We start from the raw sequence: 22669 nt of genomic DNA, 5'->3' as shown, positions 1-22669 counted from the left end.
AAACTGGTGCAAACTATGTGTTTTTAGAGTAACATTACGAGGTAAGCGCCACGGCAAAAGCCGCCAGCGATTTTAATTACGTAAGGTTACTTGTAACACAGCCTAAAGCCAATCATCTCAGTAATCTTTATTCATGGTGAGGGCAATGCGAACCGTGTGAATAAGCGACAGTGAAGCGTGTCCCCGATAGGGGAGGAAAGCGCTCATGCACCATAGTCCCTCTAATCCAGCCTAACGTTGCAGTTACGCCCATTTCCGGGTGTCCAGAGGACCGGGACCCGTGGAGTCCCCTTGGGTAAGGGGGATTTAGGGGGATCTAAAAAGCTTTTAAAAAAAGATTGAATGATTGAAAAAGATTGAACTAGAAGGTAAGTATGGAAGGAAGATAATATGAAATTCAAATCAGGCTTTGTCGCAATTATCGGCAGACCAAACGTAGGTAAATCAACACTCATGAACCAGGTCATTGGCCAGAAGATTGCCATTATGTCGGATAAGCCACAGACAACCAGAAACAAAATCCATGGTGTTTACACAACAAACACTTCACAAATCGTATTCCTGGATACACCGGGAATTCATAAAAGACAGTCCAAGCTAGGCGACTACATGAACCAGACTGCAATGAGTACACTGGGTGAAGTAGAAGCTGTGTTATTCCTTGTGGATGCGTCAGAGGGCTTGGGCGGTGGAGACCGTTACATTGCCGAGCAATTAAATGGTCTGAAGACACCGGTGATTCTGGTGCTCAACAAGATCGATAAAATAGAGCCGGAAGCTCTGCTCCCGCTTATGGCTCAATATAACAAGCTGCATGATTTTGCCGAAATTATTCCGATTTCTGCGAAGATGGGCAGCAATGTTAACACGCTGTTAGAGCAGGTTGCCAAGTACTTGCCGGAAGGCCCTCAGTATTATCCGGAAGATCAAATCACGGATCACCCCGAGCAATTTGTCTGCGCGGAATTAATCCGGGAGAAAATTCTGCATTTGACTCGTGAAGAAGTGCCGCACTCTATTGCTGTAGCCATCGAAGATATGAAGGTTGAGCCTAATGGAGTGGTGCATGTTTCAGCTGTTATTTTTGTTGAGCGTGATTCGCAAAAGGGAATTATTATCGGCAAGCAAGGGGCAATGCTGAAAGAGGTCGGCAGACGGGCTCGGACAGATATTGAGAACCTGCTGGGTTCGAAGATTTTTCTGGAGCTATGGGTAAAAGTGAAAAAAGATTGGCGCAATCAGGACCGCGTTCTGCGGGATTTGGGCTTCCATAAAGACCTTTAAGTTAATTCCGTTATTCCTCGTTTGGTAGGAATTGCAAGGATAGAACCTGCTCCATCGCACCATCCTAATTCTTGATAAGAGACATCGTCTTTCCCAAGAAAGGATGAATACGAATGCGAAACTTTTCGTGGAAGTATTTTGCAATGACAGGAGACGTCGATGCTTACCTGCTGTATAAGGAAGCTGGCCATCCGCTTGAAGATAGTGGATTACAGCTAGTGGAGGAAGAGAAGGCCTGTGATGAAGAAGCGCAATAAGGACTGGTTGCTTGCCGAATGGTTGGGGGAAGAGGCATGCTACACAGGGTGGAAGGGATCGTCATCCGCAGCATGGACTACGGCGAGGGGAACGCAATTATTACGCTTTGCACCGAGAACGCGGGAAAAGTAGGGGTTCTGGTGCGTGGCGCAAAGAAGGTCAAAAGCCGCCATGCTGCATTGATCCAACTGTTCACCGTTGGGGAATTTGTTTTTTTTAGAAATAATGGAGGACTTGGGACACTGAATTCTGGCGAAATTACGAAGTCGCACCATCCGCTGCGTGAGGATTTGATCAAAGCTGCTTATGCGTCTTATGCGTGTGAACTGCTTGATCGTGTTCTGCATGATGAGGAAACGGGAAGCTTCTGGTTTCGCCAGCTTACGGCCTGTCTTAATGCACTTGAAGAGGACAAGGAACCCGGCGTTATCATAAATGTCTTTGAAATGAAAATCTTACAGGCAGCCGGTTATGGTCCTGAATTCGATTCTTGTGTAATTTGTGGTGCCGAGAAGCCGGATGATCAACTGCTGATCAGCCCGCGCCTTGGTGGAGCACTGTGCCGCAGTTGTAAACATAATGACCCTCCAGCCATGGAGGTCTCTGCTCGTGCGTTGAAGCTGCTGCGATTATTCGCCAGACTTGACCTAACTAGACTAGGCAATGTGGATGTAAAGGAAAGCAGCCGGGATGAGCTGAAAAAAATTATGCGCGCCTTTATGGATGTGCAACTCGGATTAAAGCTGAAGTCACAAAGTTTCCTAGACCAGCTCGACAAGTACAAGATTTGACGAAAGCTGATTTTTCCGTTACTATAGGATCAGTTTATTATATGATCGTCGTTATGCTCCAAATGGGGAGAGGCGTGCATTGATCGGGAAAGTAGTGGACTGTATTGTCGTTATTCAGCGAGCTGGGGGCAGTGGAAGCCTAGCGGGACAACGTTCATGAACATGGCACCCGGGAGTACGAATGCGGCGAATGAAAGTGGATTTCGTTCTTGTTTTGGCAGCAAACTTGCTTATACAAGGTATGAAATCAAGTAGGGTGGAACCGCGGGAGAATAAGTTAAGCTCTCGTCCCTATGTCTGTTAATCAGGCATGGGGGCGGGGGCTTTTTGTTGCTGTCAGGAGCTAAAAGTGCCGCCTCCATGGTAGAAAGTTTTAGGCAAGCTGTTGTAAAAAACTTGTAAAGCGAAGGAGACGGTATTATGAACTTCCAGCAGATGATTTTGACACTGCAGCAGTTCTGGGCTGAACAGAACTGTATCATCGTACAGCCTTATGACACAGAAAAAGGCGCCGGCACGATGAACCCTATGACTTTTTTACGCTCACTAGGTCCTGAGCCTTGGAGAGTGGCTTACGTAGAGCCTTCACGTCGTCCCTCCGATGGTCGTTACGGAGAGAACCCGAACCGTCTGTATCAGCATCACCAATTCCAAGTAATCATCAAACCCTCACCAGATAACATTCAAGAGATCTATTTGGATAGCTTGAAAGCACTCGGTATTGATCCGCTCTTGCATGACATCCGTTTTGTAGAGGATAACTGGGAGAATCCGTCACTGGGCTGTGCGGGTCTGGGATGGGAAGTATGGCTGGACGGTATGGAGATCACTCAATTTACTTACTTCCAGCAGGTAGGTGGCATCGAAGCTAACCCTGTTGCTGTAGAAATCACTTACGGTATGGAGCGCTTAGCCTCTTACATTCAGGATAAAGAAAATGTGTTCGATCTTGAATGGGTAAGCGGTATGACTTATGGTGATGTTTTTCATCAGCCGGAGTTCGAGCATTCTACCTACACTTTTGAAGTATCGGATGTAAAAATGTTATTCTCGCTGTTCAACATGTATGAAGAGGAAGCACGTAGAGCGATGGAGAAACATCTTGTGTTTCCAGCCTACGATTATGTGTTGAAATGCTCACATAGCTTTAATCTACTCGATGCGCGCGGGGCAATTAGTGTAACTGAACGGACTGGATTTATTACCCGAGTGCGTAATCTTGCCCGCTCCGTAGCGGCAACATATCTTGAGGAACGCGAGAAGCTTGGCTTCCCGCTGCTGAAGAAAGAAGGTGCTGACCGTGTCTAAAGATATCCTGTTTGAGATCGGTCTGGAGGAAATTCCTGCACGTTTTATCCGTGCTGCGATGGAACAGCTGCAAGATAGAATGTCCAAGTGGTTGGATTCTGCACGTATAAACCATGCTGGAGTTACTGCATATGCTACGCCACGTCGTCTCGCTGTATTTGTTAAGGACGCGGCTGAGAAGCAAGAGGATATTAGCGAAGAGGTCAAAGGACCTTCACGCAAAATCGCGCTGGATGCTAACGGCGACTGGAGTAAAGCTGCGCTAGGATTTGCCCGCAGTCAAGGTGTATCTCCAGAGCAATTTACATTTAAAGAGCTAGCTGGCGTGGAATATATTTATGCCACAAAAAATAGTGCGGGTGTAGAGACTGCTTCTTTGCTCACAGAAGGACTTCTGGGTATTGTAAATGCAATGACTTTCCCGAAGAACATGCGCTGGGGAGCTTACGATTTTAAATTCGTTCGTCCGATTCGCTGGATGGTTGCTCTTTTTGGTAAAGAGATTATTGATTTGGAAATTACGGATGTAAAAGCGGATAATGTGAGCCGTGGACATCGTTTTCTGGGTACAGAGACTGTAATCTCGGAGCCTGCGCAATATGTGGAGAGCATGCGTGCGCAGCATGTACTTGTGGATGTGAAGGAACGGGAAACGCTTATCCTGGATCAAATCAACAAATTGGCTGAAGAGAAAAGCTGGACGATTGCAATTAAAGAAGATCTTTTGGAAGAAGTACTGTTCTTGGTAGAAACACCAACCGTGCTCTTTGGAACCTTTGATCCATCTTTCTTAGAGATTCCTCAGGATGTGCTGATTACCTCGATGCGTGAGCATCAGCGTTATTTCCCTGTTTTTGATGCAGCTGGCAAGCTACTGCCATTCTTTGTAACTGTACGTAACGGGAATGCAGAATCCTTGGATGTTATCGCTAAGGGAAATGAAAAAGTGCTTCGTGCTCGTCTATCAGATGCCAAATTCTTCTATCAAGAAGATCAAAAGATGAAGATTGACGAGGCGTTAGCCAAGCTTGAGAACATTGTTTACCATGAAGATTTGGGCAGCGTAGGGGATAAGGTGCGCCGTATTCGCCAAATCTCTGATCGTCTGGCTGTGAAGCTTGGACTATCAGCTTCTGCTGTGTCCGAAGTAAGTCGCACTGCGGATATTTGTAAATTCGACCTTGTAACACAAATGGTTTATGAATTTCCTGAGCTGCAAGGAACAATGGGTGAAGATTATGCACGTAAAGCAGGCGAGCCTGAAACTGTGGCAAAAGCGATCTTCGAGCATTATCAGCCACGATTTGCAGGAGATGCTGTACCTTCAACAGAAGCAGGTTCAGTTGTCAGCATAGCGGACAAAATCGATACGATTGTTGGCTGCTTCTCCATCGGCATCATTCCGACAGGATCTCAGGATCCATATGCCCTGCGCCGTCAGGCTGCAGGTATTGTCCAAATTGTGCTTGAGCATAAATTGCCAATTACGCTGCGCGAAATTTTTGAAGCGGCGATTGAAATTCATGAAAATTCAGGAAATACGAAACATTCTGGAGATGAACTACGTATAAACCTGTACGAGTTCTTCGGTCTGCGTGTAAAACGTCTTTTATCTGACAATGTACGCTATGATGTTGTGGACGCTGTTACAGCGGCTGGTTTTGACGACGTGGTAGATGTTGTGGGCAGAAGCCGTGCTCTTATGGCTGCTGTGTCCGACCAAGCAGATTTCAAGATTACCGTAGATTCGCTTACTCGTGTCAGTAATTTGGCAAGTAAAGCAACCAGTGAAGTGATTGATCCTGCTTTACTTAAAGAAGATGCTGAATTGCAGCTTTTTAATACATGGCAGGAGCTTCACACACCTTACCTTGAAGCTATGGCGGCAAAAAATGCCGAAGAAGCACTTCGGATTCTTTCGGGTCTAAAAGACGCCGTTACAACATTTTTTGATTCCGTTATGGTTATGGCGGAGGACGAGCAAGTGCGTGCTAACCGTTTGGCTCTGCTTGCTGGTATTGATGCTGACTCCAAGTCGTTCGCTGATTTCGCGAAGCTTGTCTGGTAATTTTAATCAAGAAAATTTGAATCTTATGGTATAGAATGTTGGTTTGGGGTATAAATATACGGAACGGTGCCAATGCGTCATTTGACATCCGTTCCGTATTTATGCTTAGAAAGAAGGATTTCTTGCGGAGAGGGCGTATATATATTACACGGGAAATTGGTGATGATCATGGAGAAGTCCCAGTCTAGAACGATAGTGGTGGATGGGGATGCTTGTCCGGTCAAAAAAGAGATCGCTGAGGTAGGTCGCACCTTTGGTGTTCCGGTACTTATGGTATCTTCTTATGACCATGCACTGAAAGCTGAAGAGGGTGTAACGGTTGTGCAGGTGGATCGAGGAGATCAGAGTGCCGATCTATATATTGCCAATCATATTACTGCAGGAGATGTGGTATTGACTCAAGATTATGGTCTTGCGGCACTTGCACTAGGTAAAAGGTGCAGTGTGCTTTCATTCCGTGGTCAGGAATACGACAATTTCAAGATGGATTTTATGCTGGAGGGTAGACATGCCAGGGCCGTGGAACGAAGACGGGGACATTATTCCAAGGGTCCAAAACCCATAACGGCAGAAGAAAAAACTTATTTTCAACATAAACTGACAAAACTTTTAATACTTTTGCAGGAGAATGTGGAGCAATAGCGAATTATATTTATTTGTTAAGAGATGAAGGTGGTTGAAGTGGCTAGCGGACACGGGAATATTCCGGAAGAGGTTATCGAAAGCGTGCTTGCGCGTCATGATATAGTCGATACAGTCGGTAAGGTTGTTCATTTGTCCAAGCAGGGGAAATATTTATGGGGCCTCTGCCCGTTCCATTCGGAGAAAACCCCTTCCTTTACTGTTACCCCCGACCGGGGAGTATTTCATTGCTTTGGCTGCGGTATGGGTGGAAATGCCATCAAATTTAGGATGGAAATCGAAGGATTAACCTTCCCCGAAGCTGTCAGAATAATGGCTGAAGAAAGTGATATTCCCGTTCCAGAAGGTAAGGGAGGTATGATGTCTCCCCCTGATCCGGAACGCGACCGGTTGATTCAAGCTTATGAATGGTCGGCAAAGTTCTATCATTACTTGCTGAAGAACACGGAACACGGCAAAGCCGCTATGGACTATTTAAGAGGCCGGAACTTCAGTGATAAAATGATTGACCAGTTTCAGATCGGATATGCTCCGGACCGCTGGGATACTTTGCTGCAGTTTTTGGAGAAGCGAAATTTTGACCTTGCGGAAATGGAGAAAGGCGGACTTCTGTCAGCCCGCGGTGAGGGCAAAGGCTACTTGGATCGTTTCCGTGGCCGGATTATCTTTCCGATTGCCAACCGTACAGGCAAGGTAATCGCATTCGCCGGAAGAATACTTGGAGAGGGTCAACCTAAGTATTTAAATTCTCCGGAGAGTAGATTGTTTAACAAAAGCCGGATATTGTACAATTTGCACCAGTCCAAAGCATCCATTCGCAAAACTCGACAAATCGTCCTGTTTGAAGGATACGGAGATGTCATCTCATCCTGGGAAGCGGGTGTGCATAACGGCGTAGCAACGATGGGAACGTCCTTGACGGAGGGTCATGTGGCACTGATGAAGAGCCTGGCTGATGAAATTATACTGTCTTACGACGGTGACCGGGCGGGACAAGCAGCAGCCATGAAGGCCATTCCGATGCTTGAAGGCAGCGGCCTGCGTGTAAAGATCGCCTTACTGCCAAGCGGGGTGGATCCGGATGAATTTATCTCCAAGCATGGAGGAGAAAGATTTAAAGATCAGGTTATTGATTCAGCAGTTTCATCCATAAAATTTAAGCTTATATATCTGAAAAAAAACCATATACTCCTAGAGGAAGATGGCAAAATCGCCTATGTCAAGGAAGCCTTAGAAGTTATTGCTTCACTGCATTCCTCAACAGAGCGAGAGGTTTATCTGAAGGAAATCGCTGCTGAACTCGAACTTTCATATGATAGTTTGAAGCAGGATTGTAATTTACTTAGGGCATCGATGCAAAAAAACATCCCTGAAGGGGATAATAACGACAAAAGGTGGAATAATGGTAGGCATAAAAAAGGGCAGGTGCAGACACCGACCTTACTACCCGCTTATCATGTCGCGGAACGGCGTCTATTGTCCTTTATGATTCAGGACCCGGAAGCCGCCACGTATGTGGGCGAACGCCTCGGAGAAGATTTCAACATCGTTGATCATGCGGCAATTGCTGCTTATCTATATGCCTATTACGCGCAAGGCAAACCACCCGGCATTAGTCGGTTTCTATCATCACTTCAGGATGATCGTCTGGAGAAAACTGCGACATCAATATCCATGATGGATACCCCTCCGGACTGGAATATGCAGGTTCTAGATGATTGTATTCGTGAAGTGCGGAAATACCCACTGCAACGCAAAATGGAACAGAAGCGTGAAGAGATGATTCAGGCTGAAAAGTCAGGTGACTTTTTGCGTGCGGCACAAATAGCAAGTGAGATTATAGCCCTAGAGAGACAATGACATGTTGACAGGATGTACCTAGGGAGGAGGGAGTCGAATTATGGCGAACGATCAGCATACTGAATTGGAAGCAGAATTTACTTTGGATCAGGTGAAGGATCAGCTCATTGAGCAAGGTAAGAAAAGATCATCATTAAATTACAAAGATATTATGGAGAAATTATCGCCGTTTGATCAAGACCCCGAGCAAATGGAGGAGTTCTACGAGCAACTCAGTGATTTGGGAATTGAGGTTGTAAACGAGAACGATGAAGAGGTTAACAGCCTCCGACCAAGTGAGGATAATGAGGATAAAGACAGCGATGATTTCAGCTTTGATGACGATCTGTCACTGCCACCAGGGATCAAGATTAATGATCCTGTCCGTATGTATCTAAAAGAAATCGGACGCGTTCCTTTGTTGTCGGCTGACGATGAAGTTGAGCTTGCTATGCGGATTAAGAATGGCGATGAAGAAGCTAAACGCCGTCTTGCAGAAGCGAACCTGCGTCTCGTAGTAAGTATCGCGAAACGTTATGTCGGACGCGGTATGCTGTTCCTGGATCTGATTCAGGAAGGTAATATGGGTCTGATCAAAGCAGTAGAGAAATTTGACCATAACAAGGGATTCAAATTTAGTACGTATGCTACTTGGTGGATTCGCCAGGCCATCACTCGTGCGATTGCGGATCAGGCGCGTACCATTCGTATTCCTGTACACATGGTGGAAACGATCAACAAGCTGATTCGGGTTTCTCGCCAATTGCTGCAAGAACTGGGACGCGAACCTTCCCCAGAGGAAATTGCGGCTGAGATGGAACTGACGGTGGAGAAAGTTAGAGAGATCATGAAGATTGCCCAAGAACCTGTATCCTTGGAAACACCAATTGGTGAAGAAGATGACTCTCATCTAGGAGACTTCATTGAGGATCAGGAAGCATTGGCTCCTGCGGATGCAGCGGCTTATGAACTCCTGAAGGAACAACTGGAGGATGTGCTGGACACGCTCACGGAGCGTGAAGAGAATGTACTTCGTCTGCGTTTTGGCCTTGATGATGGACGGACAAGAACGCTTGAAGAAGTCGGCAAGGTGTTTGGTGTTACCCGGGAACGGATCCGCCAGATCGAAGCCAAGGCATTGCGCAAACTTCGTCACCCTAGCCGCAGTAAACGGCTTAAGGATTTCCTTGAATAGTATTTCATGAACTGGACCTTCTGCTGCTCAGTGGCAGGAGGTTCTTTTATTTGAATTTACGCTGGTAAAAAATGTGTTGACCTTGTGTATCTGGAAAGAAGGATGAGCCAGTGAATTTGGAAAAACGCGACATCATTATAAAAGAGATTCAGTATTGGAGAAAAAGCCGGTTGCTGCCAGAGCAGTATTGCGATTTCTTAACCAATCTGTATGACGATGAGGATGCGAATAAGGATAACAATCCAATTTCGCTGAGAAATTTACAGCAGGGAAGCATCAAAATTTGGCTGTTTTCTTTTGGAATTATTTCCTTGATTTTCTTGATTAGTCTTTATTTTAGCGTTTTTCCCTGGCCTTTGCAACTTGCAACCGCACTATCTGTATTAATTATTTGTTATGGATACTCCGCCGTTTATAAGGACCGGAACAATGTTATCAGTCTTATCCTAGCGGGGCTGGGCAGTGTTTTAACGCTTGGTTTTGGGCTATGGCTGATTGATTTGCATGATCTGGATCCTCAGCTCTGGAGGCCTATTCTAATTGGGTGCTGCGGCTTGTTATGGTGTATTTTGGGATTTTTGCTCCGGATAGGTTTGTTGCAGTACTGTGGTTTTGCTTTTTGGGCATTACTGTATGCAGGGTTCTTCGGTGGAAGAAGCCCGGAGGCCTCTATATTTGAACTGGAGTTCCTATGGCTGCCATTGTGTGTGCTGATGGTATGGTTAAGCTGGCTTTTGCATCATAAGGTAAGAGGTGTTGCCAGTGTTTATTTTGCAGTGGGAGTATCGCTTTGGATCATGCCAGAGCTTGACGCTCTTTTATTAAGACAGGATTATCCGCAGTGGATTTCATTGATGCTGATCCTAAAGATTGCAGCAGGGTTAGCTTTGTTGTTTGGGTTTCGAAAAAAATGGATAACGTGGGTGGCAACATGAACAATGTGAAATTATCAGATCGGCTTCAGCAATTGCTGGAGCAAATTCCGCAAGGAAGCAGATTAGCAGATATCGGTTCCGATCATGCCTTGCTTCCTGTGGCCGCTGTCGAAAGCGGTAAGGCTGTGTTTGCAATTGCAGGTGAAGTAAACCCGGGTCCCTTTGATGCTGCTTGTAAGGGCGTTGCAGAGGCTGGACTAGGGAAGGTGATCTCGGTGCGCCGTGGAGATGGCCTTGAGGTTCTGGAACCTGGTGAAGTCAATTGTATCACGATTGCTGGCATGGGAGGCGCATTAATTGCCGCGATTCTGGACCGGGGTCAAAGCCAGGGGAAGCTAAAAGAGGTTACAACCCTTTTGCTTCAGCCGAATGTAGGCGAGGATATTTTGCGCCGCTGGTTATTAAATAATAAATGGGTACTCGTAGCTGAGAGAATTTTGGAAGAAGACGGGAAGCTATATGAAGTATTGACGGCTGTACCAGAAAATACGGAAGCTGGAATTACAAATGAAAGTGTATATCGTGAATTAACCTTGGGGGATTCCGCTAAAGTCCTTGGGCAAGAGGCCTTGCTTCAAATGGGACCATGGCTGCTTCAAGCGCCAAATACTGTGTTTTTTGCTAAGTGGCAGGGTGAGATTCAGAAATTGGAAGGCATTTTAACATCGTTGTCACGTTCAGAACTAGAATCTGCTGAGAATAAACGGAAACAGATTCAAGGTCAGATCAGGGAAATTACGGAGGTGCTACAATGTTTGCCAAGGGACAAACAGTAATTCAGTATATGGAGCAACTGGCTCCTAAGCATTTAGCTGAGGATTGGGACAAAATTGGCCTTCAACTGGGCACGCTGCAAAAAGAAATCACTAATGTATTAGTTGCTTTAGATGTGAATGATGAGGTAGTTGAAGAAGCGATTCGTCTAGGCTGCAATTTGATTATTGCGCATCATGCGATTATTTTCCGTCCATTGCAAGGAATCCAGACAGACACACCGGCGGGCAAAATGTATGAAAAATTAATTAAGAATGACATTGCGGTGTACATCAGCCACACGAATCTGGATGTCACCGAAGGTGGAATGAATGATTGGATGGCTGAAGCTCTTGGCATAGAAAACGGAGTACCCATCAAAGACATTCACTCCGAGCAATTATCAAAGCTGGTAGTATTTGTGCCGAAGGATCATCATCAGAAGGTTCTGGATGCTATTCTGAATGCTGGAGCAGGGGCAATTGGCAACTATAGTCATTGCAGCTTCAATATCGAGGGATACGGTACTTTTATTCCAGGAGAAGGCACGGATCCTTATATCGGGGAAAAAGGTAAGATGGAACGTGCCGAGGAAATTCGTATTGAGACGATCGTCCCGCACTCCATCCGCAATAAAGTGGTGCAGGCTATGCTTAAGGCCCATCCTTATGAAGAGGTTGCCTATGATTTGTACTCAATGGATCTTAAAGGCCGCAGCTTAGGACTTGGGCGGGTAGGAAAGCTCAAAGAGCCTACAACCCTTGGACAATTCGTGGAGACGGTAAAAAAAGGCCTGAAGGTAGACCATGTACGGGTTGTTGGTGATTTGGACCGTCCGATTCGTAAAGCTGCCGTTCTCGGCGGCTCGGGTGGAAAGTATTATAACAGTGCTATTTTCCGCGGTGCGGATGTCCTGGTTACTGGGGATCTGGATTATCATACAGTTCAGGATGCTGCGCTCGCCGGAATCACTCTGATTGATCCAGGACATAATGCGGAGAAGATCATGAAAGAGAAAGTAGCGGAGTGGATGGCTGGAAAATTGGCCGAGCATAAGTATGATACAGCTGTCCATGCTTCGCAGGTGAATACGGAGCCATTTAAGTTCCTATAAAATTGCCATTTAATAATGCTTGTGCCAGACATGTGATGTCTGTATAATATATAATGTTGTTCGGAAAGTTTGACAGACAATCGCCGGTGACGTGAAGACGTCACGGGAGGAAAGTCCGGGCTCCATAAGGCAGGATGCTGGATAACGTCCAGTCGGCGCGAGCTGAAGGATAGTGCCACAGAAATGGACCGCCGATGGCCGCCTTAGGGCGGCACAGGCAAGGATGGAACCGAGGTGTAAGAGACCCCGAGGAACGCTGGTGACTTCGTTCCTGGTAAACCCCATCTGGAGCAAGACCTAATGAGACGCAGCTGAATAAGCAGCCTTAGCCTGAGGCGCGTCTAGGTTGGTCGCTGGAGCTGTGCAGTAATGTATGGCCTAGATAGATGATTGTCGCTTATGGTGGGAGGGTAGTTCCCGATCGAACCACGACGAGCACAGAACCCGGCTTACGGCAAACTTTCCTAACTGCAACGTTATAATAACAACACCATACAAACGGCGACGTATCCCGGTAACCCGGCTTACGCCGCCTTTTTTGTTGCAAACAAATGCGGATACGGCAAATATATAAAGCGGTGAATGCGATAACATGCAGGGATTTGGAACGTGATATGCAGAAATTAGACTTTTTAGAAGAATTGCTAGCGGCTGATGGGCTGATGAGCAGATGGCTGGTGGTTGATGAGCAGATGGCTGGTGGTTGATGAGCAGATGGCTGGTGGTTGATGAGCAGATGGCTGGTGGTTGATGAGCAGATGGCTGGTGGTTGATGAGCAGATGGCTGGTGGTTGATGAGCAGATGGCTGGTGGTTGATGAGCAGATGGCTGGTGGTTGATGAGCAGATGGCTGGTGGTTGATGAGCAGATGGCTGGTGGTTGATGAGCAGATGGCTGGTGGTTGATGAGCAGATGGCTGGTGGTTGATGAGCAGATGGCTGGTGGTTGATGAGCAGATGGCTGGTGGTTGATGAGCAGATGGCTGGTGGTTGATGAGCAGATGGCTGGTGGTTGATGAATAGATGGCTGGTGCTTGATGAGTTGATAGCTGATAGCTGATAGCTGATAGCTGATGGATGATGGATGATGGTTGATGGTTGATGGTTGATGGTTGATGGTTTGATGAGCTGATATGCTAACGGACCGAGATGCAGCTATTTGTGTATTTTATGCCTTTTTGGAGGAGTTTCGGACTGGAGAGCCGTTATTCGGCATAAATAGGGTGGATATCGGGCGTTTTGGATCGAATAGTGACTATGGGGTCCGATAGCAAACCAAATGAGCGGAATTGATGCAAATAAGAGCGCTGGGGTCCGATACAAACCTCCAGAACTCCAGAACTCCAGAACTCCAGAACTCCAGAACTCCAGAACTCAGAACTCCAGAATTCAGAACTCCCGAAATTCCGAACGCTATGGTTACTTTGACGCCAGAAATAGATTAGTAGCTAGCAAACTGTAACAATGCGGAGCTTGGCTAATCTTCTGCGGGAAGATTGGAGTTAGTAGCGAAATATCAATTGTAACCTCTGGCTGTAACTTCCTGTGAAATCGGAGTTAATTGAGTGGTAGATGTGTTGAGTAACTAGAGGATGTTTGGTGATGCGGAAAGCGAAATGTGGGAAATGGGATATATGACGTGCAAATTTGCTGAATGCGAAATGAGATGTGTAGAAATGCGAATGTGGAAATACGAAATGAGATGTGCAGGGACGCTAAATGTGGAAATACGAAATAAGCTGTACAGAGGCGCTGAATAATGGCAATTCGAAATGTGAAGAGCAAAAATTGCTGAATGTGAAATGTGAAGATACGAAATGAGCTGAGCAGAAACGCTCAATGTGGTATTGCGAAATGTGATGTGCAAAAACACTAAAAGTAAAAATACAAAAATGAGATGTGCAGAAATGCGTAAAGGTCACATTCTGCAAATGCGCAAAAGTGAAAGCTCAGAAATCTGCTCACAAAAAACGGCTTCCCCGTCCAATAAAGGATGGAGAAGCCGTTTTATTTTGCCATCGTAGGTATTGATTACGAGCAGTTGTTTACGACCGAACGATGTTTTGATTTTGCTGCCATTGTACCAATGCTTTCTCTAGACGCTGGACAGCAACAGGAACTTGCTCTGGTGGCGTGTGTGTGAAGTTAAGGCGCATTTTGTTTTTGTGAGGCTCCGCTGAATAGAATACCTCTCCGGGTACGAACGCTACTCCGTTTTCCACTGCCAGCGGGAGTAATTCCTTAGTATTGATCTCTTCGGAAAGGGTAAGCCATAGGAACATGCCGCCTCTTGGCTCGAGGAAATGTGCTCCTTTCCAGTTATGTGATCTGAGTTCCGCGGACAGGAGCTTCATACGCGAATGATACTCTCTTGAGATGAGGCGGATATGCTGCTCAATATCAAAATGCAACAGCAGTTCATCTAAAGCACGCTGGTCGATGGTGCTGGAATGCAGATCGGCTGCTTGCTTTGCCTTGGCGATGGTCTTGATTAGTTCGGAATCGCCGATAATCCAGCCGGTGCGCAGGGCAGGGGCGACGATTTTGGAGAAGGTCCCTGTGTAGATTACACAATGATCCCCGCCGAAGCTTCTATCGATGGAGGCTAATGAGGGTGGATATAGAGTTTTATCTTCATCAAAGGTTATTTCTCCATAGGGATTGTCCTCTAGAATAAGAACACCGTAACGGCGGCAGATTTCAACCACCTTCTCGCGGCGTTCTTTACTCCATGTTGCTCCAGACGGATTGTTGAAGGTCGGAACTGCGTATAGCAGTTTTGGCCGATGTATCCGAATCTGCTCTTCCAACTGATCCGGCAGAATGCCATGTTCATCATTTGGTATCGAATGAATAGCAGCCCGGTAAGAACCGAGCACTTGTAGTGCTGCCAGATAGGTGGGCGCTTCCACAAAAACTGCATCGCCGGGATCCAGCAATATTTTGCATAACAGATCTATAGCTTGCTGTGAGCCTGTAGTCAATACCATCTCAGAGGCTGTAACCGGGATGCCTTGCCGGGTAAGCCTTTCAGCAATTTTGTCACGTAGTGGAGTAAAACCCTCGGTAAGCCCATATTGAAGCGCTGAGGTGTCGCTGGAGAGCACGCGATTATAGGCATCACGTACGGCCTCCAAGGGAAACAAATCCTCCCCAGGCAGCCCGCCTGCAAGTGAAATGATGTCATTGCCCTGTGTAACTTTTAGAATCTCCCGAACTGCTGATGACCCGAGATGATTGGCTGCCGTTGAGTATTTGATATCCATAAATTAGTTCTCCACCTTTCGATTTGATGCTATCATAATAGGAGTGCTGTATAACAGTAAAGCGTTGAATATAACAGTGGAGGTGAAGGGTTCATGCATATCGATTTGAATCGCAGCGGCAGTAAAACTCTGCCCCATCAAATCAGTGAAACCCTCAGTCAGCGGATCTCATCAGGACTGCTTCAGCAAGGTGTCCGGCTGCCCTCCGTTAGAAGTCTAGCTATAACATTGAACGTGAGTCAGGTTACAGTAAGCAAGGCTTACGATATGCTTGAGAAACGAGGACTTATATACTGCAGACAGGGCAAAGGCTGCTTTGTGGCCGATCCAACCCATAATAGACGTCAAGAAGAGGGTTGCTGGCAGGATTTATATGATGATTATTTGCCGAGGGCTCAGCTTTGGCGGAATTTTGATGTTTCAGAAGTGAAATATCCCTTTCATTTAGCCGCCATCCACAGTGAGCTGCTGCCACTTCAAGATATTGGTGACACCTACGCATCCTTGGTCAAAGAGCAACCGGAGCTTATGGCAACCTACGGGAATTTTCAGGGAGATCTTGAGCTGCGGAATGTCATGAGAGAACATTTGAAATCGCGTGGGATTTCGCTAACTTCTTCCGATTTGATGATAACCAGCGGGACCCAGCAAGGCATTGATCTGGTGGCTCGTACATTTGTTGGTCCTGGAGATACAGTCTATCTTGAGGCGCCTAGCTATACTGGTGCTATTGATGTTTTTGCGGGACGAGGTGCAGAGATGATTTTTGTGCCTACGGATAGTGAAGGGATGCGAGTGGATGTTCTTACAAAAATGTGTGATCAAAGACCTCCAAAGCTAATTTATACCATCCCTACTTTTCAAAATCCAAGCGGCGTAACTATGAGCATCACAAGAAGACAACGACTGCTGGAATTAGCGCGCAGCTACCGTTGCCTCATTGTTGAGGATGACCCATTTAGTGATTTATATTTCCATGCACCACCACCTAGGGCGATTAAATCAATGGATCCCGATGGACATGTAGTCTATATGAAAAGCTTTAGCAAAGTACTTGCACCTGGTTGCCGAATCGCCTGTGTGGCTGCAGAAGGAAATATTCTGTCCCGGCTGATCGCCGCTAAATCTGCGAGTGATCTAGGAAGTCCCTTGCTGACACAGAAGGCCGTATTACCCTTCATCGCTGAAAAATACGACGCCTACGCAGCACAGCTACGAATAACACTCCGTGGTCGTATGGAAAAGGCGGCGAAGCTTCTGAAGCTGTACGCGCCGCCTGGAGTGAACTATATTCTACCAGAGGGAGGACTTAATCTCTGGCTGGAGCTGCCCCCTTCTCCTGATATCGCAAGCCTGCATGACTTGGCGGAGCAGGAGAGCATTTCTTTTTTACCCGGTGATGTCTGTTACTCTGCGGAAACGCCTTCCCGCCACATCCGTCTTTGCTATTCGCAAATGAAGGAATCGGAAATGGAGGAAGGGTTACAGCGGTTTCTGCGCTTACTTGGCCGGTTTTTGCAATGACACGGTTATGGGGTGTTATTTGTTCTTTGTTTTAATTGATTCATTTGCTGGCGTACATGTTGCGGAAAAAGCTGCAATGGAACTTGATTGCCGCTTGCCGCTTGTAGCGTTTTATAAATATCGACCTGACCCCAGCCAAAGTATTTATCATGGCCGGAAGTTCCCAGATCAACAGCGTTTTTGGTCATAAGGTCCATAACTTCCTTATTCGTCAGATTAGGATTCAGTGAACGTACCAGACCCGCCAGCGCAGCGACATGGGGACTGGCCATCGACGTGCCGGATAAAGCGGCATACTGGCTGTCCGGATAGGTGCTTGCGATGCTTTCTCCGGGTGCAGCGACATCAATATAATCGCCGTAGTTGGAGAAGGAGGCTTTTTCCCCTGAAGCATTTGTAGCAGCCACTGCAATCACTTCGGGATAAGCTGCAGGGTATCCAGGCCGTTCTGTATTATCATTGCCTGCTGCAGACACAAGCACGATGTCCCGGTCATAGGCGTATTTAATCGCATCATGGAGGAACTGCGAGTCGGCATAATTCCCTAAACTTAAGTTAATAACCTTTGCGCCATTGTCAGCTGCCCATATGATACCTTCTGCTACGGAATAAGTCGTTCCGGCACCTGAGTTATCTAGCGCTTTTACAGGGAGGATCTTATTGTACCAGCTGATGCCAGCTACACCTTCCCCGTTGTTAACAAGTGCGCCAATGATTCCAGATACATGTGTACCGTGACCTACATCATCCTCGGGTGTGGAACCATTGGTAATGGCATTGTAACCAGTCAAAAGCTTACCTTGTAAATCAGGATGATTAATCTGTACTCCCGTATCGACTACGGCTACAACCACTTCTTTGCTGCCTTTGGAAAGATTCCAACCTAGCTCAGTTTCAATCGCCGGGAGGTTCCATTGGTAAGTGGAGAATAACATGTCGTTAGGCGTGACAGTTCCTTCAGCGTTTTTAGTGATGGTATCATTGGTTAAATACATATAGTGAGGTTCCGTATACTCGGGATGCCATTTGTTGGTGAAATAGGATTTCAGCTGATAATAGGTCATCTTCTCAGAGCGAAAGATATAGGCATATCCCAGCTTGCGTGGCTGCTTGCAGTGGATATCGGCGGTTATCGTCTGGAGCTGTCCCTGAGTCGGAGCATTTCCCTTAAAACGGACTACAATTTCATTCTCATAAAAATGGCTGGCATTTTCGTTATCATGGCCGGTCTTGACTGTAATGTCCTTTAAGTTATCGGTATGGACTGATTCCACATGGTATTTGCCTTCCTTAGGATACGGAATGAGACGCAGGTTCTTCAGCTGATGGTCTGCCACACGCCCAAGCACCTTTTGGTTAATAAGAGCAATAATCCCTACATTTTTCTGTTTGTTCCGCTGAGCGATAAAGTAATATTTTTCTTTACCGATTGTAAACGTTGGAGATTCATAGGATTGATGACCGTGGATTGCTGTTTTTGCCGTATTGAGATATTTTAGAAGCTGTTTGTTCTCCTGTTCGGTTCCTTTTGGAAAAGACGACTTAAAGGTCTCAGTCTTTTGTGTGCGGAAATCGATCCACATCAGCATGGAGATAAACCCGTGGTCTTGCTGCAATCGTTTCGCATACACTGATTTATCATGAATCGAAGACATCCCGTCTGTTTCAGACAGGAGTTTAGTTAAGTGTCTACTGACATCGACTCTATTCAGATGATCTGTCGCCTCCACATCCTGGCTTAAGGAGGTTTTCTTTAATGTTTTTTCCTGAGAGGGATTTGGAGGTGAATGCAAAGCTGAAGTTGGAGCCGGATTCTGAACAGCGACTTTTGCGACATCTCTGGTCGTCCCATTAGTGGCAGGGCGCAGGGCAAAGGTAAGTAACCCAACTGTAAAAGCTGCTGTAACCAAACCTGCAACTGTTAGATTTTTTCGTGACATGATTTCCGCTCCTCTATCCAATGTAATGTCTATAGGTTTAGAAGAGAGCGTATCTTTTATGCATCTTAGAAAAGGATACCTTCCTAACGTTTTTTATGATAATATCAGAGAGAATAAGTATCTCGAATTGTCTTCTTGATTTTGTAAGAGATACCTCATTAGATGTTGTTCTTAATAATTGTTTAGAAGGTTAGACTTCTCTGTGTTCACATCCTGATATTGCAAGAATAAAGAGATACGTCTTTAGGGCGGTTTCTTTCAGAGGATTAACTTTATTGACTACAAGAGCAGGGAATAATAAGGAGGAGCAACCGCTATGTCAGCAGCCAATGTGCAGAAATTATGTGAATCGACGAGAGATAAACTTAAAGTGGTAATCGACAAAATGGAAGTATTTCTAAATGAGCATGCATTGCCTCAGCTTGTAGTTGAGGGAGATGAGGAAACTGTACAATTTTACCAAGGTTTTCTGTCCGATCTTCGTCACCTATTAGTGTTCTCGGAAATGTCATATGAGAAATTAGGCGTTGCGCTGCGTCGTGCGACATTCGATGAATCTTTTGCACAGAAAGCGCTTTATAATGTATATCACTATGGCGTGAACAACTTCTTTTATCCGAAAAATGAAAGCTATTCTGAAGATGGCCGTTACGCTTATACTGGTCAGGATGCAATCCGTTTCCGCAAAAAGCCAGTACGTCCCGCACGTGATATCATCCTAGAAATCACCAAAACGTATGAAGATCTTCGCGATGATCTCATTTATTATGAGAACGACTATTTGACTGAGAAACGTATGCAAAATCAGGTTTAACTTCTAAATAGTGATCTAAAGGGATCAGCACTTTGTCATTTTGTAATGACGATGAGCTGGTCCTTTTTTGCGTGGATTAAAAGCCCTGTCTCGATACATCAACTGGAAACCACTCTGTCGAATAGCGGGTAAATGGAGCGGACATAATGAAGCCGAGGTGATAATTATGTCGAGTGAAAAACCACTAGTAAAATGTAGCGTGAGCAATTGTCATTATTGGGGCGAGCATAATTTATGCCGGGCTGAAGAAATTGTCATCGAGATCGATAAGCACGTAGGCAATGGTTATATGGAAGAATATGCTGAAGAAATGACAAATGAAGGTCACCGCGATCATGCCAGTACATCATCTGCAACATGTTGTCTGACGTTTAAGCCGAACGCTTAGGAGGCCGCCAGAATGGACACAGAAAAGGATAATGAATCAAGCTCATCACGGGAACAATCCGGTCCGAGAAAAGTCATTCTTCGTCCGCGGAGAGTGGACTATCCTCGGCGGGACAGAGAGCATCGCGAAGAATACGCTGCTGAGGTAAATCCGGTTCCAATGCAGGTTCGGGATGCCCCGCGGATAGTGGAAGAACGCAAGGACAGTGAAGCGGAATATAGTGGAAGCCGGGTAATGGGGTATGTTGGACTGGGGATGGGGATCGCCTCATTGTTCATCTGGTCTTTTATTCTCGGACCCATCGCTGCCGTAGTTGGTTATTATTCCTATGTCAAAGAGCAAAAAACGCTTGGGGCATGGGCAATGGGCTTAGGGATTGTTGCGACACTAAGTTACTTCGTGATGATTCCCTTTGCGCGCTAAAAAGAACTGAATGGCTTTGATCTAAACAGGCTTTTAGACCTAAATATCAGGGTCTGAAGTCTGTTTTTTCATTCCAACATATAGCAATAATCTCAGATAAAATGTAAGATTAAGCCGTAATTCATCGAAATTTCAACGCGAAACCTTATATATGATTCGAGTAGGACAAAAAAGGAGTGCGCCAGCATGCAGATCAATCCCGCTGTAACCGACGGGTTAGGGCAGCTTAAATGGATCAACCTTAAGGCTACAACCGAAAAGACTAGCTCCGCGAATGGAAATGAACGGTCAACGGGAGTTTCAGCTTCTGGATTTGCGACAATGCTTCAGGCAATGTCAACGAGTAGTGAAAGTTCAAGCTATTTGACTTCTCTCCCGGATGCAACTTCAGTCAGCAGCTTGTTATGGCAGCAGATAGGTGGGACAACAGAAACCTTCAATAACATAATTTCCGGGGAAATAACGGGTTCCACACCTACGAGCTATGATGATCTCATCCAGAAGGCGAGTGCTAAATATGGCGTGCCGATTGATCTGATCAAAGCAGTGATTGATACTGAATCTTCGTTTAATCCTAATGTGGTCTCTTCGGCAGGGGCTAAAGGTTTAATGCAGCTTATGGATGGGACCGCGAGCGGCTTAGGGGTTACTGATTCGTTCGATCCGGCGCAAAACATTGATGGCGGCGTACGTTATTTATCTTATCAACTGAAACGCTTTGGCGGAGAGGAAAAGATGGCACTTGCAGCTTACAACGCAGGGCCGGGACGGGTAACAGATCTGGGAGTAACCAATGATCAGGAATTATTGGAGAAACTTAGCCTGCTTCCAAAAGAGACACAATCTTATATCTTTAAAATAGAACGCGCTCGCGCTCAATACGCGGTATAATAAAAAGGATCAAACGGGAAACACCGTTTGATCCTTTTTCGATAATAAGTTCACTCAACGAAGTAAAGGAGACATTTGACATATGCTTTACTGGGATTATGCCGCCGCTACACCGCCCTATGTAGAAGTGGTGCAGACGATGGAACAAATTATGAAGCTGCATTATGCGAACCCTTCCTCTTTGCACCGTGCGGGCAGTGAAGCGGGTAAGCTGATCAGACGGTCGCGTGAAGTATGCGCTGCTGCTTTATCTGTACAACCGCAGGAGATTCTATTTACTTCTGGTGCAACGGAAAGCAATAATTTGGCGATAAAAGGCGCTGCTCTGCAATATCAGACTAGAGGCCGCCATTTGGTAACTACAGAAATAGAGCATCCCTCTGTATATGAGAGTTTCCTGCAATTGCAGCGAATGGGCTGGGAGGTTACTTTTGTAGCACCCGATAGCACTGGCGTTGTTGATCCTGAGCGCGTAGCTGCTGCTGTCCGGCGCGACACAGTGCTTGTTAGTGTGATGCATGTCAATAACGAGATTGGAACGATACAACCGCTTAAAGAGATGGGGAAGCTGATTAAAGCTGTGAATCCGCGAACCTTATTTCATGTAGATGGTGTTCAGGGATATGGTAAGCTTGCAGTTGACTTAAAGGATTGGCAGGTGGATCTTTATAGCCTGTCTCCTCATAAGCTTCGAGGCCCACGTGGAGTGGGATTACTGTATATCAAAGAGGGAATTAAGCTATTCCCATTGCTTACAGGGGGCTTTCATGAAGAAGGACAACGCGCTGGAACTGAAAATGTACCTGCGATTGTCGCATCCTCCAAAGCTATCCGCATGAGTGGTGAGCAGCGCGAAACCTTCGTTGCCCAGTTGGTTCCACTCCGAGATCGATTATTACGCTTCTTGCGCACCGTTCCTGAATTTGTTATAAACAGCAGAGAGGATGGAGCTCCCCATATTGTGCATTTCTCTTACCCTGGCATGAAGGGAGAGGTATTCGCCCGCAAGCTGGAGGAACTGGGGATGGCTGTCTCCACCCGTTCGGCCTGCTCCTCACGACTGGCTGAGCCTAGTCGTGTATTATTGTCTATGGGTAAAGATGTCTCCAGTGCTTCAGGTGGGATTCGTATTAGCCTTGGCGACAGTCATACAGATGAGGATGTCGCTGCGCTTGAGCAAGCATTAACCACTGCGGTACAAGCTTTAAAGATTGCTGAAGGAGGAATGAAGTAACAA

The 22669-nt window shown here is 46.1% G+C and carries 19 protein-coding genes and 1 other RNA gene; 18 read left to right on the top strand and 2 right to left on the bottom strand.

Features of this window, described 5'->3' with window-relative positions; all coding sequences use genetic code 11:
- The first annotated feature begins 390 nt into the window (after window positions 1–390).
- The 12 genes from era (at window position 391) to rnpB (ending at window position 12654) form a co-directional block, all read left to right on the top strand.
- Window positions 391–1284, top strand: coding sequence for a GTPase Era (era, locus tag NSQ91_RS24630; RefSeq protein WP_036683823.1), 894 nt, complete (start codon window positions 391–393; stop codon window positions 1282–1284).
- A gap of 113 nt (window positions 1285–1397) precedes the next feature.
- On the top strand, window positions 1398–1541 hold the full coding sequence (locus NSQ91_RS24625) for a YqzL family protein (protein ID WP_076098533.1): 144 nt from the start codon (window positions 1398–1400) through the stop codon (window positions 1539–1541).
- Window positions 1542–1577: 36 nt separating this feature from the next.
- A complete protein-coding gene (recO, locus tag NSQ91_RS24620) occupies window positions 1578–2333 on the top strand; it encodes a DNA repair protein RecO (RefSeq protein ID WP_076304280.1) in 756 nt (251 codons plus the stop codon).
- Between the two features lie 420 nt (window positions 2334–2753).
- Window positions 2754–3641: a glycine--tRNA ligase subunit alpha gene (glyQ, locus tag NSQ91_RS24615; protein ID WP_036683820.1), complete on the top strand. Its 888-nt coding sequence runs from the start codon at window positions 2754–2756 to the stop codon at window positions 3639–3641.
- The gene (gene glyS / locus NSQ91_RS24610) at window positions 3634–5709 is read left to right on the top strand and encodes a glycine--tRNA ligase subunit beta (protein WP_076304281.1); all 2076 of its coding nucleotides are present in this window, start codon (window positions 3634–3636) and stop codon (window positions 5707–5709) included. Before glyQ ends, glyS begins: the two co-directional genes overlap by 8 nt.
- Before the next feature lie 162 nt (window positions 5710–5871).
- Window positions 5872–6351 (top strand): YaiI/YqxD family protein, encoded by a 480-nt coding sequence (locus NSQ91_RS24605; RefSeq protein ID WP_076103766.1) that lies wholly within the window; start codon window positions 5872–5874, stop codon window positions 6349–6351.
- Window positions 6352–6390: 39 nt separating this feature from the next.
- Window positions 6391–8211: a DNA primase gene (dnaG, locus tag NSQ91_RS24600; protein ID WP_036683805.1), complete on the top strand. Its 1821-nt coding sequence runs from the start codon at window positions 6391–6393 to the stop codon at window positions 8209–8211.
- 40 nt (window positions 8212–8251) lie between these two features.
- Window positions 8252–9385: an RNA polymerase sigma factor RpoD gene (gene rpoD / locus NSQ91_RS24595; protein WP_036683799.1), complete on the top strand. Its 1134-nt coding sequence runs from the start codon at window positions 8252–8254 to the stop codon at window positions 9383–9385.
- 110 nt (window positions 9386–9495) lie between these two features.
- Window positions 9496–10320, top strand: coding sequence for a hypothetical protein (locus tag NSQ91_RS24590; protein WP_036683797.1), 825 nt, complete (start codon window positions 9496–9498; stop codon window positions 10318–10320).
- Window positions 10321–10325: 5 nt separating this feature from the next.
- Entirely contained in the window at window positions 10326–11096 is a 771-nt protein-coding gene (locus NSQ91_RS24585) for a tRNA (adenine(22)-N(1))-methyltransferase (RefSeq protein ID WP_340921549.1), read from the top strand.
- Window positions 11072–12187, top strand: coding sequence for a Nif3-like dinuclear metal center hexameric protein (locus tag NSQ91_RS24580; RefSeq protein WP_076098536.1), 1116 nt, complete (start codon window positions 11072–11074; stop codon window positions 12185–12187). The genes NSQ91_RS24585 and NSQ91_RS24580 overlap by 25 nt, the downstream gene beginning before the upstream one ends.
- 64 nt (window positions 12188–12251) lie before the next feature.
- Window positions 12252–12654: RNase P RNA component class A (rnpB, locus tag NSQ91_RS24575), an RNA gene on the top strand.
- Window positions 12655–14231: 1577 nt separating this feature from the next.
- On the opposite strand, the gene NSQ91_RS24570 is transcribed toward rnpB, so the two are convergent.
- Window positions 14232–15452 carry an aminotransferase-like domain-containing protein gene (locus tag NSQ91_RS24570; RefSeq protein WP_340920297.1) on the bottom strand — a complete coding sequence of 407 codons (1221 nt, stop codon included), beginning with the start codon at window positions 15450–15452 and terminating at the stop codon, window positions 14232–14234.
- A 93-nt stretch (window positions 15453–15545) separates the two neighbouring features.
- Between NSQ91_RS24570 and pdxR the strand changes: the two genes are divergently transcribed.
- Entirely contained in the window at window positions 15546–16976 is a 1431-nt protein-coding gene (gene pdxR, locus NSQ91_RS24565; RefSeq protein WP_248549389.1) for a MocR-like pyridoxine biosynthesis transcription factor PdxR, read from the top strand.
- Between the two features lie 5 nt (window positions 16977–16981).
- Here the strand turns inward: pdxR and NSQ91_RS24560 are convergent, their stop codons facing one another.
- On the bottom strand, window positions 16982–18916 hold the full coding sequence (locus NSQ91_RS24560) for a S8 family peptidase (RefSeq protein WP_340920294.1): 1935 nt from the start codon (window positions 18914–18916) through the stop codon (window positions 16982–16984).
- A 316-nt stretch (window positions 18917–19232) separates the two neighbouring features.
- Between NSQ91_RS24560 and NSQ91_RS24555 the strand changes: the two genes are divergently transcribed.
- The 5 genes from NSQ91_RS24555 (at window position 19233) to NSQ91_RS24535 (ending at window position 22666) form a co-directional block, all read left to right on the top strand.
- Window positions 19233–19730 (top strand): YpuI family protein, encoded by a 498-nt coding sequence (locus NSQ91_RS24555; RefSeq protein WP_036683764.1) that lies wholly within the window; start codon window positions 19233–19235, stop codon window positions 19728–19730.
- Between the two features lie 199 nt (window positions 19731–19929).
- On the top strand, window positions 19930–20118 hold the full coding sequence (locus NSQ91_RS24550; RefSeq protein WP_445670805.1) for a DUF1540 domain-containing protein: 189 nt from the start codon (window positions 19930–19932) through the stop codon (window positions 20116–20118).
- A 12-nt stretch (window positions 20119–20130) separates the two neighbouring features.
- Window positions 20131–20541 carry a hypothetical protein gene (locus NSQ91_RS24545; RefSeq protein WP_038572882.1) on the top strand — a complete coding sequence of 137 codons (411 nt, stop codon included), beginning with the start codon at window positions 20131–20133 and terminating at the stop codon, window positions 20539–20541.
- A gap of 186 nt (window positions 20542–20727) precedes the next feature.
- Entirely contained in the window at window positions 20728–21432 is a 705-nt protein-coding gene (locus NSQ91_RS24540; protein WP_038572880.1) for a lytic transglycosylase domain-containing protein, read from the top strand.
- 82 nt (window positions 21433–21514) lie between these two features.
- Complete coding sequence (locus NSQ91_RS24535) at window positions 21515–22666, top strand: cysteine desulfurase family protein (RefSeq protein ID WP_340920291.1); 1152 nt, start codon at window positions 21515–21517, stop codon at window positions 22664–22666.
- The last annotated feature ends 3 nt before the right edge of the window (window positions 22667–22669 follow it).

Origin of the sequence: Paenibacillus sp. FSL R7-0048 (assembly GCF_038004505.1) — a bacterium.
Taxonomy (GTDB): Bacteria; Bacillota; Bacilli; order Paenibacillales; family Paenibacillaceae; genus Paenibacillus_AQ; species Paenibacillus_AQ odorifer.
This window is presented reverse-complemented; position numbering and strand designations above follow the sequence as displayed.

What these genes read in the sequence shown, in the direction of transcription:
- NSQ91_RS24545 (WP_038572882.1), top strand. Translation starts at nt 20,131, where the DNA reads ATGGACACAGAAAAGGATAATGAATCAAGCTCATCACGGGAACAATCC.
- rpoD (WP_036683799.1), top strand. Translation starts at nt 8,252, where the DNA reads ATGGCGAACGATCAGCATACTGAATTGGAAGCAGAATTTACTTTGGAT.
- recO (WP_076304280.1), top strand. Translation starts at nt 1,578, where the DNA reads ATGCTACACAGGGTGGAAGGGATCGTCATCCGCAGCATGGACTACGGC.
- NSQ91_RS24560 (WP_340920294.1), bottom strand. Translation starts at nt 18,916, where the DNA reads ATGTCACGAAAAAATCTAACAGTTGCAGGTTTGGTTACAGCAGCTTTT.
- NSQ91_RS24540 (WP_038572880.1), top strand. Translation starts at nt 20,728, where the DNA reads ATGCAGATCAATCCCGCTGTAACCGACGGGTTAGGGCAGCTTAAATGG.
- NSQ91_RS24605 (WP_076103766.1), top strand. Translation starts at nt 5,872, where the DNA reads ATGATCATGGAGAAGTCCCAGTCTAGAACGATAGTGGTGGATGGGGAT.
- NSQ91_RS24625 (WP_076098533.1), top strand. Translation starts at nt 1,398, where the DNA reads ATGCGAAACTTTTCGTGGAAGTATTTTGCAATGACAGGAGACGTCGAT.
- NSQ91_RS24580 (WP_076098536.1), top strand. Translation starts at nt 11,072, where the DNA reads ATGTTTGCCAAGGGACAAACAGTAATTCAGTATATGGAGCAACTGGCT.
- era (WP_036683823.1), top strand. Translation starts at nt 391, where the DNA reads ATGAAATTCAAATCAGGCTTTGTCGCAATTATCGGCAGACCAAACGTA.
- NSQ91_RS24535 (WP_340920291.1), top strand. Translation starts at nt 21,515, where the DNA reads ATGCTTTACTGGGATTATGCCGCCGCTACACCGCCCTATGTAGAAGTG.
- pdxR (WP_248549389.1), top strand. Translation starts at nt 15,546, where the DNA reads ATGCATATCGATTTGAATCGCAGCGGCAGTAAAACTCTGCCCCATCAA.
- NSQ91_RS24555 (WP_036683764.1), top strand. Translation starts at nt 19,233, where the DNA reads ATGTCAGCAGCCAATGTGCAGAAATTATGTGAATCGACGAGAGATAAA.
- NSQ91_RS24570 (WP_340920297.1), bottom strand. Translation starts at nt 15,452, where the DNA reads ATGGATATCAAATACTCAACGGCAGCCAATCATCTCGGGTCATCAGCA.
- glyQ (WP_036683820.1), top strand. Translation starts at nt 2,754, where the DNA reads ATGAACTTCCAGCAGATGATTTTGACACTGCAGCAGTTCTGGGCTGAA.